This window comes from Cellulomonas citrea (assembly GCF_009829685.1).
Classification (GTDB): domain Bacteria; phylum Actinomycetota; class Actinomycetes; order Actinomycetales; family Cellulomonadaceae; genus Cellulomonas; species Cellulomonas citrea.
This window is the reverse complement of sequence record NZ_VWSD01000091.1, coordinates 1-12,109: the sequence shown is the minus strand read 5'-3', so window position 1 is coordinate 12,109 and position 12,109 is coordinate 1. Positions and strand designations below refer to the sequence as shown.

At 72.4% G+C, this 12,109-nt stretch carries 11 protein-coding genes and 2 pseudogenes; 4 read left to right on the top strand and 9 right to left on the bottom strand.

Translation table 11 applies throughout. From position 1 onward, the window contains the following. Window positions 1–116 (bottom strand): annotated as a pseudogene (locus tag F2B26_RS17445) (KUP/HAK/KT family potassium transporter); the annotation flags it as partial. A 26-nt stretch (window positions 117–142) separates the two neighbouring features. Between F2B26_RS17445 and F2B26_RS17440 the strand changes: the two are divergent. Continuing rightward, window positions 143–328 (top strand): hypothetical protein, encoded by a 186-nt coding sequence (locus F2B26_RS17440; RefSeq protein ID WP_328698673.1) that lies wholly within the window; start codon window positions 143–145, stop codon window positions 326–328. Beyond that, on the top strand, window positions 328–1,350 hold the full coding sequence (locus F2B26_RS10785) for a class I mannose-6-phosphate isomerase (RefSeq protein ID WP_159809194.1): 1,023 nt from the start codon (window positions 328–330) through the stop codon (window positions 1,348–1,350). Before F2B26_RS17440 ends, F2B26_RS10785 begins: the two co-directional genes overlap by 1 nt. A gap of 1 nt (window position 1,351) precedes the next feature. Here the strand turns inward: F2B26_RS10785 and F2B26_RS10780 are convergent, their stop codons facing one another. The 5 genes from F2B26_RS10780 to F2B26_RS10760 form a co-directional block, all read right to left on the bottom strand. Further along, entirely contained in the window at window positions 1,352–2,167 is an 816-nt protein-coding gene (locus F2B26_RS10780) for a hypothetical protein (protein ID WP_159809192.1), read from the bottom strand. Window positions 2,168–2,279: 112 nt separating this feature from the next. Further along, window positions 2,280–3,179, bottom strand: a complete 900-nt coding sequence (locus tag F2B26_RS10775; protein WP_201292706.1) for a polysaccharide deacetylase family protein — start codon at window positions 3,177–3,179, stop codon at window positions 2,280–2,282. A 199-nt stretch (window positions 3,180–3,378) separates the two neighbouring features. Continuing rightward, entirely contained in the window at window positions 3,379–5,640 is a 2,262-nt protein-coding gene (gene pflB / locus F2B26_RS10770) for a formate C-acetyltransferase (RefSeq protein ID WP_159809190.1), read from the bottom strand. A gap of 107 nt (window positions 5,641–5,747) precedes the next feature. Further along, window positions 5,748–6,431 carry a potassium channel family protein gene (locus F2B26_RS10765; RefSeq protein WP_159809188.1) on the bottom strand — a complete coding sequence of 228 codons (684 nt, stop codon included), beginning with the start codon at window positions 6,429–6,431 and terminating at the stop codon, window positions 5,748–5,750. Beyond that, window positions 6,428–6,829, bottom strand: coding sequence for an ArsR/SmtB family transcription factor (locus F2B26_RS10760; RefSeq protein WP_159809186.1), 402 nt, complete (start codon window positions 6,827–6,829; stop codon window positions 6,428–6,430). The genes F2B26_RS10765 and F2B26_RS10760 overlap by 4 nt, the downstream gene beginning before the upstream one ends. Before the next feature lie 395 nt (window positions 6,830–7,224). Between F2B26_RS10760 and F2B26_RS10755 the strand changes: the two genes are divergently transcribed. After that, on the top strand, window positions 7,225–8,901 hold the full coding sequence (locus F2B26_RS10755; protein ID WP_159809184.1) for an NRAMP family divalent metal transporter: 1,677 nt from the start codon (window positions 7,225–7,227) through the stop codon (window positions 8,899–8,901). 36 nt (window positions 8,902–8,937) lie between these two features. On the opposite strand, the gene F2B26_RS10750 is transcribed toward F2B26_RS10755, so the two are convergent. Both F2B26_RS10750 and F2B26_RS10745 read right to left on the bottom strand, forming a co-directional pair. Next, window positions 8,938–10,158: an MFS transporter gene (locus F2B26_RS10750; RefSeq protein ID WP_235929611.1), complete on the bottom strand. Its 1,221-nt coding sequence runs from the start codon at window positions 10,156–10,158 to the stop codon at window positions 8,938–8,940. 124 nt (window positions 10,159–10,282) lie between these two features. Beyond that, entirely contained in the window at window positions 10,283–11,065 is a 783-nt protein-coding gene (locus F2B26_RS10745) for an SDR family oxidoreductase (protein ID WP_159809182.1), read from the bottom strand. A gap of 219 nt (window positions 11,066–11,284) precedes the next feature. On the opposite strand from F2B26_RS10745, the gene F2B26_RS10740 reads away from it, so the two are divergent. After that, window positions 11,285–11,764 (top strand): glutathione peroxidase, encoded by a 480-nt coding sequence (locus tag F2B26_RS10740; RefSeq protein WP_159809180.1) that lies wholly within the window; start codon window positions 11,285–11,287, stop codon window positions 11,762–11,764. 30 nt (window positions 11,765–11,794) lie between these two features. Here F2B26_RS10740 and F2B26_RS10735 read toward each other — a convergent pair. After that, window positions 11,795–12,109: pseudogene (locus F2B26_RS10735) on the bottom strand (alcohol dehydrogenase); the annotation flags it as partial.

Genomic DNA, 12,109 nt, shown 5'->3' with positions numbered 1-12,109 from the left:
CGCCGGATCGGCGAGGGGCCGAAGTGCCCCATGTCGGCGTAGAGCGCCTCGGCCCCCGTGATGGTGAGCACGACGGCGCCCATCGCGACGAACGCGATGAACGGGTGCTCGACGACGAACCCGACAGTGGACGGCCGGCACGCTGCCGCGGCTGTGCACGTGGAGCTGGCCGGCGGCCGGTGCGTGGGTGCTCGGCGTCGAGCCGACCAACGCCCCGCTGTTCGGTGCCGAACGGGACGAGCCGTGGGCGGGTGCGCCCGTGCTCGCGCCCGGTGAGCAGTGGTCGACCGGCGTGCGCATCGGCGTGCGTCCGGCAGAGAGGGTCTGATGGGGATCGAACAGCTGGCGGCGAACCAGCCCGCCGACCGGTTCTACGCGGGCGGGGCACAGATCGCCCGGTTCCGCGGTGAGACGACGGGCCGGACGGCCGGGCGGCACGTCGCGGTGCCCGACCACGTGCCGGACCATGTGCCCGAGGACTGGGTCGGCTCGGTCACCACGCTGTTCGGCGAGGACGAGCTGGGCCTCACCCGGCTGGCCGACGGGCGCACGCTGCGCGAGCACGTGGCCGCCGACCCGACCGCCTGGCTGGGCGCCGAGCACGTGGCACGCTACGGCGACGACGCAGGTCTGCTGGTCAAGCTGCTGGACGCGGGCGAGCGGCTGCCGGTGCACGCCCACCCCGACCGGGCGTTCGCGGCCGAGCACCTGGGCCTCACGCACGGCAAGACCGAGGCCTGGGTCGCCCTCGAGGCCGCCGATGTGCACCTGGCGTTCACGCGTGAGGTCGGTGCCGACGAGCTCGCCGGCTGGGTCGCGGCGCAGGACACCGCGGCGATGCTCGGCGCGATGCACACGCTGCACCTGGAGCGCGGCGACGCGGTGCTGGTGCCCGCGGGGACCCCGCACGCGATCGGCGCCGGGGCGTTCGTCGTCGAGCTGCAGGAGCCGACCGACCTGTCGATCCTCGTCGAGTGGGCCGGGTTCGCGATCGACGGGGCCAACCTGGGGCACCTGGGCCTGGGGTTCGACGTGGCGCTGCGCGCCGTCGACCGCCGGGCGTGGGACTCACGTGACGTGGAACGGCTGCGTGGTGCGCGCATCGGCGACGTGGGCGACCTGCTGCCGGCCGCGGCCGACTTCTTCCGGGTGGAGCGTTGGCGCGGGCCGGTCGCCTGGGACCCGGGGTACGCGGTCGTGGTCGTCACCGCCGGGACCGGGGTGGTCTCCGGGGCGTCCGGGGTGCAGGCGGTCGAGGCCGGGCAGACCTGGCTCGTGCCGCACTGCGCGGGACCGCTGCGCCTGCACGGTGACGTCGAGGTGCTGCGCTGCCGCCCGCCGGCGGCCTGACTCAGACCAGCTGTGCGCGCGTGCGCACGTCCCACAGCTCGACGGTCTGCACCAGCCAGAACGCGCTGAACTGCGCGATGAGCAGGGTCTCCACCCAGAGGACCGCATGGCTGCCGGCGTGCCCGGTGACCGCGACGACGCCCGTCGCCACGAGGGTGAGCGCCATCGTGGCGGCGATCGTGTCGTAGAGCCGGCCGAACGTCGGGCCGCTGGCCGAGTGCCGGGCGCCGAACCCGTTGAGCAGCACGACGACGATGATCCCGACGAACATGGTCACCGCCGACACCGCGTGCCCGTGCCGCAGGAAGCTCGCCGGCGCGGCGAAGAACCACACGATGAACCCGGTGATGACGACCCAGCCGACCGGGCGCACCCATGCCGGCCCGCCGCGCCCGGCCCTGCGGTCGATCACCACCTGGGTCACCTCGGCGAGGACGCCCGCGACCAGCACCGCGAGCACGTTGTTGCGCACCAGCGGAGCCGGGTCGAACCCGGCGGGCAGACCGGGGCCGCCGCACAGGGCCTCGCGCGGGGTGGGCACCATCGCCACCCCGAACGCGAAGAACCCGGCGTAGTTGAGCACCACGTCCTCGACGTACGTGTTGCCCCTGTTCACCACGAGTGCGACCCCGACCGCGCACAGCGCCGCGACGAAGACCGAGTGCGCCGCGGTCCAGTAGGAGGCGCTGATCGAGGTCTGCCAGCAGCCCGCCACCACCCGTTGGATAAGCACCGAGGTGGCGAGCATGACGGCGACGACGAGCGTGGCCAGCCGCAGCATGCGGTACGTCGCCCGGCCGGAGGCGTCCTGGGTCACGGCTCAAGGATGAGGGCCGCCGCACCCGCCGCGCGAGAGGGACATCCCTCGTCGTCGGCGGTCGGGGGCTGCGCGTTCGGCGGTCCGCCGGGCTCCGCCGGCGGTCGGGTCGCTACGACGTGAAGACGTCGCGCAGCGTGACCGTGCGCAGCCCCCGCTGGTCGATCGTGGCGAGCAGCCGGGGCATGGCGTCGAGGACGGGCGGGTGGTTGGCGTGCGCGATGACGACCCGCCCGGCGTTGAACCACTGCGTGCCCAGGTCGGCGATCTCGTCGGGGGTGAGCACCGCGGAGTCGCCCAGCGAGCCGTACCAGAGGGTGGGGGCGGTGTAGCCGATGGCCGCGGCCGCCTGGCGCACCTGGGCGTTGATGTAGCCGAACGGCGGGCGGAAGAACGGCTTGGCGCTCACGCCGTAGGTGTTCTGGATGAAGTCCTCGTTGCGGTTGAGCTCGTCCTGGATCTGCGACGTCGTGAGCGAGCGCAGGTCGGGGTGCGACCAGGTGTGGTTGCCGAGCTGGATCTGCCCTGAGGCGACGAGCGGTCGCAGGTGCTCGGCCTGGTCGGTCCAGGCCTTGCGGCTGCCGTTGAGGAAGAACGTGACCCGGTTGCCGGTGGCCTGCGCCATGTCGGCGTAGGCGCCCACCACGGTGCCGTCGATGCCGTCGTCGACGGTCCAGGCCAGGTAGGGGCCCGCGACCGGGATCGCGGTGATCGACTTGCCGACCGGCACCGGGCCCCTGCTGGTGGGCAGCGCGGGTCGGTCGGCCGGCGCTGCGGGCCAGGCCGTGGACGGCGACGACGGGGTCGGGCCGGCGCTCGACGAGGCGCTCGACGAGGCGGTGGGACGCGGCGAGGCGCTGGTCGCGCCCGGGCCCGACGGCTGCGGGGACCCGCTCGCGGTGCTGTCACCCGTGCCCTGGCCGGCGGACGTGCTGCCAGGTGCGCAGCCTGCGACACCCGCGACGAGTGCGCCGCCGAGCACCACCATGAACCGTCGCCGGTCGATCTGCACGTCGTCCCTCTCTCCGTTCGGCGGCTGACTCTAGGACGCTGACCTGGGAGTCCGCTGCACGGATCGCCGTGCGGCGCGTCGACCGCGGGCCGTGCACCAGTGGCAGGCCGTGCTCCGGTGGCGGACGCCGAAGGCCCCGCCGCCCGGTGGGGGACGGCGGGGCCTTCGGTGGTCGGCAGGGCCGACGGGCGTCCTCTGCTCAGGCGCCGGTGTGGAACGTGCGGTCGAGCACGTCCAGCTGCTGCTCCTTGGTGAGCTTGACGAAGTTCACCGCGTAGCCCGAGACCCGCACGGTGAGGTTCGGGTAGAGCTCGGGGTGCTCGATGGCCTCCTCGAGCGTCTCGCGCGAGAGCACGTTGATGTTCGCGTGGTAGAGGCCCTCGCCCATCCCGGCGTCCAGGATGCCGACCAGGTTGTCGACCTGCTCGGCCTTGTCCCGGCCCAGCCCGGCGGGGGTGATCGTGTTGGTGAGCGAGATGCCGTCCAGCGCGTCGTTGTAGTCGAGCTTGCCGACCGACAGCATCGAGGCGACCATCCCGTGCGTGTCCATCCCGTTCTCCGGGTTGGCGCCCGGCGCGAACGGCGTGCCGGCCTTGTGGCCCGACGGGAACGCGCCGGTGGCCTTGCCGTAGACCACGTTGGACGTGATGGTGAGGACCGACTGCGTCGGCACCGCGTCGCGGTACATCGGCAGCTTGCGGATCTTGTCCATCACCGTCTTGACCACGAGGGCGGCGATCTCGTCGGCGCGGTCGTCGTCGTTGCCGTAGACCGGGAAGTCGCCCTCGGTCACGTAGTCGACGACCAGGCCGGACTCGTCGCGCACCGGGAAGACCTTGGCGTACTTGATGGCCGACAGGGAGTCCGCGACGATCGACAGACCGGCGATGCCGCAGCCCATCGTGCGCACGATCTCGTTGTCGTGCAGCGCCATCTCGACGGCCTCGTAGGCGTACTTGTCGTGGCTGTAGTGAATGATGTTGAGCGCCTCGACGTAGGTGCCCGTCACCCAGTCCAGCATGTCGGAGTACTTGGCCCAGACCTCGTCGAAGTCGAGGGCGCCGTCACCGGTGATCGGGGCGTACCCGGTCACGACCTGCTTGCCGGAGACCTCGTCGCGGCCGCCGTTGATCGCGTAGAGCAGCGACTTGGCCGCGTTGACGCGGGCGCCGAAGAACTGCATCTGCTTGCCGATGCGCATCGGGGACACGCAGCAGGCGATCGCCGCGTCGTCGCCCCAGTGCTGGCGGATCTGCTCGTCGGACTCGTACTGGATGGCCGAGGTCTCGATGGAGATGGCCGCGCAGAACTTCTTGTAGCCCTCGGGCAGGTCGTCGTCCCAGAAGATGGTGATGTTCGGCTCGGGGGCCGGGCCCAGGTTGCGCAGCGTCTGCAGCAGGCGGAACGAGGTGCGGGTGACCAGCGAGCGGCCGTCCTCGCCGAACCCGGCGTCGGACCAGGTGGCCCAGTACGGGTCGCCGGAGAAGATCTGGTCGTAGTCGATGGTCCGCAGGAACCGGACGATCCGCAGCTTGAGGACGAGGGAGTCGATGATCTCCTGCGCGCCCTCCTCGGTGAGGACGCCCCAGGTGAGGTCGCGCTGGAAGTACACGTCGAAGAACGCCGACAGCCGGCCGATGCTCATGGCGGCACCGTCCTGGCTCTTCACCGAGGCCAGGTAGGCCAGGTAGGTCCACTGCACGGCCTCCTGCGCGCTGGCGGCGGGCCGGGACAGGTCGAAGCCGTAGATCGCGCCGAGCTTCTTGAGCTTCTTGAGGGCCTTGATCTGCTCGGAGTGCTCCTCGCGGTACCGGGCCCAGTTCTCGGAGAACGGCTGGTCGGCGACGGCGTCCTTGTCGCGGTTCTTCGCCTCGATGAGGGCGTCGACGCCGTAGAGGGCGACGCGGCGGTAGTCGCCGATGATCCGGCCGCGGCCGTAGGCGTCCGGCAGGCCCGTGATGATGTGCGAGCTGCGGGCGGCGCGGATGCGCGGGGTGTAGATGTCGAAGACGCCCTCGTTGTGCGTCTTGCGGTACTTGGTGAAGATCTCCTTGACGTGCTCGTCGGGCTCGAGACCGGCCTCCTTGATGGCGGTCTCGACCATCCGCCAGCCGCCGTACGGCATCATCGCGCGCTTGAGCGGGACGTCCGTCTGCAGGCCGACGATGACGTCGTCGTCGGGGCTGATGTAGCCGGCGCCGAACGCGTCGATGTCGGCGGGGGTGTGGGTGTCGACGTCGAAGACGCGCTTGGCGCGCTCGACCGACAGGTAGTCCTTCTCCAGGGTCTCCCAGGTGCGCAGCGTCTTGGCGGTGGGGCCGCACAGGAAGCTGGCGTCGCCGGCGTACGGGGTGTAGTTCCGCTGGATGAAGTCACGCACATCGATGGACGTGGTCCACGCGCCCGGCTCGAAGCCGTTCCACGCGGTCTGCTGGGGTGAGGCGGTCGTGGCGGTGGCCATCGGACGCTCCTTCGGGCGAGTACCGGGTTCCCCGGGGGTTACCCGGGAGTCATAGGACGAATCTACGAAGCGGTCGTCCTACGTTCATGGGCCGAAGGGCCCGTCCCTCAGCCCTGGGGGTGTGACTTGCGACGTCGGCGGTCGCGTTCGAGGGCGCCGACCAGACTGGCGACCAACGTGGCCAGGAACACCTGGCCGCCCAGCGCCTCGAGCATCGCCAGCCCGCGGCCCTGCGCCGTCGCCGGGGTGAGGTCGCCGTAGCCCAGCGTGGTGAGCGTGGTGAGCGAGAAGTACTGCAGCAGCTCGGGGGTCGGGCGCTGCCCGCCGGCGAAGAACGGGGCCGGATCGGCGATCGCGACCAGACCGTAGATCGCGGAGAACATCATCCCGATGAGCAGGTACGCGCTCACCGCACCCGCGATGGTCTGCAACGTCACGCGCTCGTGCGAGAGCACCCGGCGCACCACCGCCAGCAGCGTGACCAGCAGCACGACCGTCGCCGCGGCGTTGAGCGCCCCCCACCCGCGGCCCGCCGGCTGGGCCGCCGCGAAGATGCCGGCCGACACCGTCGCCACCGCCGTCACCCCCACCCCGGCCCGCAGCATCCGACGCGACGGCCGCGAGGTCGCCAGCCCGATGACGAGCGCCGCCAGGTAGAGCCCGAGCACCATGAGCCGCAGCACGAGGTCGTCGCCGAAGACGTTGAGCAGGTACGCGCCCAGCAGCAGCGCCAGGACGACCGAGAACCGGTCCGCCGGCACCCGCAGCGCTGCGCGGTCGAGGGAGGTCATGACGGGAGGGTAGGGCTGGGTGGGGCGCCGGCGTCACGGGAGCGCAGGTCGCGGTGGTGGTCGAGCACCTGCTCGACGAGCGCGATGACGTGCGGGTCGTCGAGCAGGTAGATCTGCCGCTTGCCCTTGCGGCGGGCCGAGACCAGCCCCGCGGCGCGCATCTTGGCCAGGTGCTGGCTGGTGAGCGCCTTCGAGGCGCCGATCTCGGCGGCCAGGCTGCTCACGTCGCGGCGGCCCTGGGACAGCAGCCAGGCGAGCTGCAGCCGCACGGGGGAGCCGAGGATCGCGAAGGTCTCGGCCGCGTCGTCGAACAGGTCGGCGGCCTCGTCGGCGTCGTCGGACGCGGTGGTACTGGGAGGTTCGTCGGACGTGGGCCCGTCCGCGGTGTCCTTGGGCATGGTTCAGGCTCCCAGTCGTCACAACAGTTGCGCAAATGTTTGACCGACTGCGGTCGGGTGCGCTTCACTTGTCCCGGCGCGCCGCAGGCTGCGTCCACCGCCCGAACGTGACCAGCGTGACGGCGACGACCGTGCGCCTCGCGCACCGGCACGGAGGGAGGCGAGCCCGAGTGGATCCCGCTCCTGGACACAGTCCGCACCCTCGTCGCCCTCGTCCGTCCGTGACGCGCACCCGCTGACACCCACGCCCGGCACCGCCGGTCCGGTCCGCACCCTGGCCCTGCAGCACCGCAGCGCCGGCGGTGCCCCCGTGCCTGCGGCAGCACCCGGCTGCTGCCCGGGCCCCCTGCGCGCGTCGCCCTGACCCTGCCTGCGGGCGGGACAGGAGGCACCTCATGACCCTCGACACCACCACCCTCGCCCCCCGCCAGAGCGCCGTCCTCGACAGCGCGCACACCGGCGACATCCAGGGCGCGCTGGGCACCATCCGCCTCGGCGAGACCGGCGTCACGACCGGTCGCAGCCGGTTCTCGCGGCGGATGCGCACCCTGCTCGCCGTCGTCGGGCCCGGGCTCATCGTCATGGTCGGCGACAACGACGCCGGCGCCTTCGGCACGTACACCCAGGCCGGGCAGGACTACGGCACCCGGCTGCTGTGGACGCTGCTGCTGCTCGTCCCGGTGATCTACGTCAACCAGGAGATGGTGCTGCGGCTCGGCGCCGTCACCGGGGTCGGCCACGCCCGGCTCATCCTCGAGCGCTTCGGAAGGTTCTGGGGCGCCTTCTGCGTCGTCGACCTGTTCGTGCTCAACGCGCTCACCATCGTCACCGAGTTCGTCGGGATCACCCTGGGCCTGCGCTACCTCGGGCTGCCCACCGTGCCGGGGGTGGTGGTCGCGGTGCTGCTCGTCGTCGCGGCGACCTCCACCGGCTCGTTCCGCCGGTTCGAGCGGGTCTCGCTCGCGCTGGTCGCCGGCTCGCTCGTGCTCGTGCCGGTCGCGTTCATGGTGCACCCGCCGGTCGGGCAGATCGCGCACGACGCCCTCGTGCCCGGGCTGCCGGGCGGCACCGGCCAGCTCTCGACCGTGATGCTCCTGGTCATCGCGATCGTCGGCACCACCGTCGCGCCCTGGCAGCTGTTCTTCCAGCAGTCGTACGTCATCGACAAGCGGATCACGCCGCGGTTCCTGCGCTACGAGAAGGTCGACCTGTGGATCGGCATCGTCATCGTCGTGCTCGGCGCCGGCGCGATGATGTCGTTCAGCGCGGCCGCGTTCGCCGGGCACCTGGGCGGTTTCACCGACGCGGCCGGGGTGGCCGCCGGGCTCGCGGCCACCGGCGGGCGGCTGGCCGGGGTGCTGTTCGCGATCGCCCTCATCGACGCCTCGATCATCGGCGCCGCAGCGGTCGGGCTGTCCACCACCTACGCCGTCGGCGACCTGCTCGGCGTCAAGCACTCGCTGCACCGCACGGTGCGGGACGCCAAGGCCTTCTACGCCGTCTTCGCGCTGCTGCTCGCCGGGTCCGCCGTCGTCGTGCTCATCCCCGGCAGCCCGCTGGGCCTGCTCACCGAGGGCGTGCAGACCCTGGCCGGGGTGCTGCTGCCGTCGGCCACGGTGTTCCTGCTGCTGCTGTGCAACGACAAGGCCGTGCTCGGGCCGTGGGTGAACAGCTGGCGCACCAACGTGTTCGCGGGGTTCGTCGTGGCCGTGCTCGTCATGCTCTCGGTGATCCTCACCGCTGCGGTCGTGTTCCCGGCGCTCAGCGGTCAGACCATGCTCACGGTGCTGGGCGTCGGGACCGGGCTCACCGTGGTCGGCGGGCTGGTCTTCGGGCTCGTGCGGCTGGTGCGGCGGGGTCGGGCCGTCGGCGGTGGCGCGACATCGGCTCCGGGTCCGTGCGACGAGGCCGTGCCGGACCGCACGACCTGGCGGATGCCGCCGCTCGCCCTGCTCGAGCGTCCCGCCATGTCGGTCTCGCGGCGGCTGGGGCTCGGGGTGATGTGGGCGTACCTCGTGCTGGTGTGCGGTCTCGTGGTGCTGCGCGTGGTGCAGATCGCGCTCGGTCACTGACCGGCGGCCGACGGGCGGGGCCCGGCGTGTGGTGCGTCAGGCCCCGTCCAGGTGCCGCAGCTGGTGCCAGATCGCGACCACGAACACCGCCGACCCGACGAAGGCGAACCAGAACGGCGCCGTCACGCCCCAGTGCTGGGCCAGCGCACCGCCGACCAGCGAGCCCAGCACCAGCCCCCCGTACACTCCGACGAGGTTGACCGAGCCGGCCCGGCCCTGCAGCTCGCGCGGCACGGCCCGCTGGCGGATGGTGGTGCTCGTCGCGCCCCAGACGAAGGCGTGCGCGCCGAACACCGTCATGATGACGAGCGCCACCCAGGGGGTGCTCGTGAGGGCCAGCCCCAGGTGGGTGAGGGTCTCGATCACCAGGCCGATCCGCATGATGTTGCCGAGCGACACGTGCCGCGTGATCGTGCCGTAGAACGCGGTGCCGACCAGCCCGCCCGCGGCCGACATGGTGGTGAGCAGGCCGTAGCCGACGGCCCCCATCCCCAGGTGCCGCGTGGCGTAGAGCACGAGCACCGACCAGGCGGCGCCGAACGTGATGTTGAAGATGAAGATGGTGATGACGAGCGTGCGCACCGCGGGGTGCCGGGCCACCCAGACGAAGCCCTCGGCCACGTCGTGCCGGATGCGCCGGCCGGCGGGCACCTCACGGGGGCGGCCGTGCACCCCGATCTTCGACACGAGCACCGCGCCGAGCCCGACGGCCAGCGCCTGGGTGCCGAACGGGAGCGCGGTGCCGGCCGCGAACAGCGCCGCGCCGAGGGGCGGGCCGGCGAGCTGGTTGACCGTGATGAACCCGGTCTGCAGCCGGGAGTTCGCGACCGCCAGGTCGTCGCGGTGCACGAGCATGGGCAGCAGCGTCGAGGTGGTGTTGTCGGCGAACACCTCGGCCACCCCGACCGCGAAGAGCACCGCGAGCACCAGGGTGATCGTCGCGTGCCCGGTGGCGACGACGACGGTGAGCGCGAGCAGGACGGCGGTGCGCGCCGTGTCCACGCCCACGACGAGCAGCCGCCGGTCCAACCGGTCCGAGGCCACCCCGGCGAGCGGGCCGAGCAGCAGCGGCGGCAGCCACTGCAGCGTCGCGGCGAGGGCCACGAGGAACGCGTCGGAGGTGAGCGAGGCGACGAGCAGCGGGCCGGCGGCCAGCGCGATGCCGTCGCCGAGGTTGCTCGTCCAGCTCGACGCCATGAGCCAGCGGAACCCGGACCCGAGCCGCCGCGGTGCGACGATCTCCCCGAGGCGGCTCACGGGGTCGAGAGGCTAGCCCACGGCACGGACGGCCGGCCCCGGCGTCGCGGTGCACCGGCGCCGAGGACGGGCAGGTGCACCGCGGCCGGCCCGGTCGCGCGCTCGCGGGCCGGCCGCGGCCGGCTCACCAGGTCGAGTCGCCCCGGATGACCACGTCGGACCCGCCGTCGACGAACACGACCTGACCGCACAGGTGGGTGTTCTCCTCGCTGCCCAGCCAGGCGAGCAGCCGCGCGACGACGATCGGCTCGGCGATCCCGTTGAGCGGCATCGGCACCTGGTGCAGCAGGGCGTCCTTGGCCGCGTCGGTCGCGATGAGGTCGGCCGTCATCGGGGTCGCGATGACGCCGGGTGCCACGGCGTTGAGCGGGATGGACGCCCCGGCCCAGTCGGCGGTGGCTGCGGTGCGGCGCACCCACTGGGCGAACGCCTTCTTGGTGGAGCCGTAGATGAGGGCACCGGTGGTCTCGGGCTCCTTCGCCAGGACGCCGGCGCGGGCGAGGGCGGCGGCCTCGTCGCCGGCGGTCATGGCGGCCACGAGCTCGTCGTCCGGCGGGTAGAGGCTGGCCATCGAGGAGACGCCGACCGCACGCGGGGCCGGTGAGCCGGCGAGCAGCGGGCGCAGGCCCTCGAGCGTCGCGACCATGCCGAAGAAGTTGACGGCCACGGTCGCCGGGACAGGCAGTGCCAGACCGGCAACCGCGTAGACCGCGTCGAGCCGGCCGCCGGACAGCGCGCTGACCTGGTCGGCCAGGCCTGCGCGGCCCTCGGCGGTGGTGAGGTCCGCGATGATGTCGGCGTCGTGGATGTCCACGCCGATCACCCGTTCACCTCGGGACTCGAGCAGCTCCTTGGTGGTGCGGCCGATCCCTGATGCGGCCCCGGTGACGACAGACGTGCGGGTCATGTCCAACCTCCTTGTTGGTGGGGCTCCCAGCCTCCCTGAGTACCGCGCGTTGTCAATGGTCAGCCGACCAGGTGCGGCCGGGCGCGTGGCGGGCGAGCTCGTGCCGGACGGCGTCGTGCCTGGTCAGACGGGTGACAGGTGGGTCGCGATGTCGTGGGTCATCTCAGGTGATCCTCAGCCGCCCGTCGCAGACTGACGGCACAGACCCCAGGAGATCCCATGACTACCGCCTACGACTTCACCGCGACCGCCATCGACGGCACGCCCCGCGCGCTCGCCGACTACCGCGGGCACGTGACCCTCGTCGTCAACACCGCCTCCCACTGCGGGCTCACGCCGCAGTTCGCCGGGCTGCAGGAGCTCTACGAGACGTTCGCGGACCGCGGGCTCGTCGTGCTGGGCTTCCCGTGCGACCAGTTCGCCCACCAGGAGCCGGGCTCCGAGGCGGAGATCGCCCAGTTCTGCGAGACCAGCTACGGCGTCACGTTCCCCATGTTCGCCAAGATCGACGTCAACGGCGCCGACGCGCACCCGCTGTACGCCTGGCTCAAGGAGCAGCAGCGCGGCCCGCTCGGCGGTGCGATCAAGTGGAACTTCACCAAGTTCCTGCTCGACGCCGAGGGGAACGTCGTGCACCGCTACGCCCCGACCACGACGCCGGACAAGATCGCGGCCGATGTGGAGACGCTGCTGGGCTGAGCCCGGCTGACCCGCCGCCGGGCCCGGGGCTCAGGGGACGACGACCGTCATCCCCGCCCCGGCCGGTGCGCCACCCAGGGCCACCAGCGCCGCAGGGGCGTCGTCGAGCCCGATCGTGCGGCCGATGAGCCGTGCGGGCTCGAGGCGACCATCGGCCACCGCGGCCAGCATCGCCGGGTACTCGTGCGCCGCCATGCCGTGGCTGCCGTACAGCTCGAGCTCCCAGGCGATCACCCGGCCCATCGGCAGCGCGGGGGTCGCGTGCCCGGCGAGCAGCAGCCCCACCTGCACGTGCCGGCCCCGGCGGCGCAGCGACAGGATGCTCGCGACCGCGGTGGCCGTGCT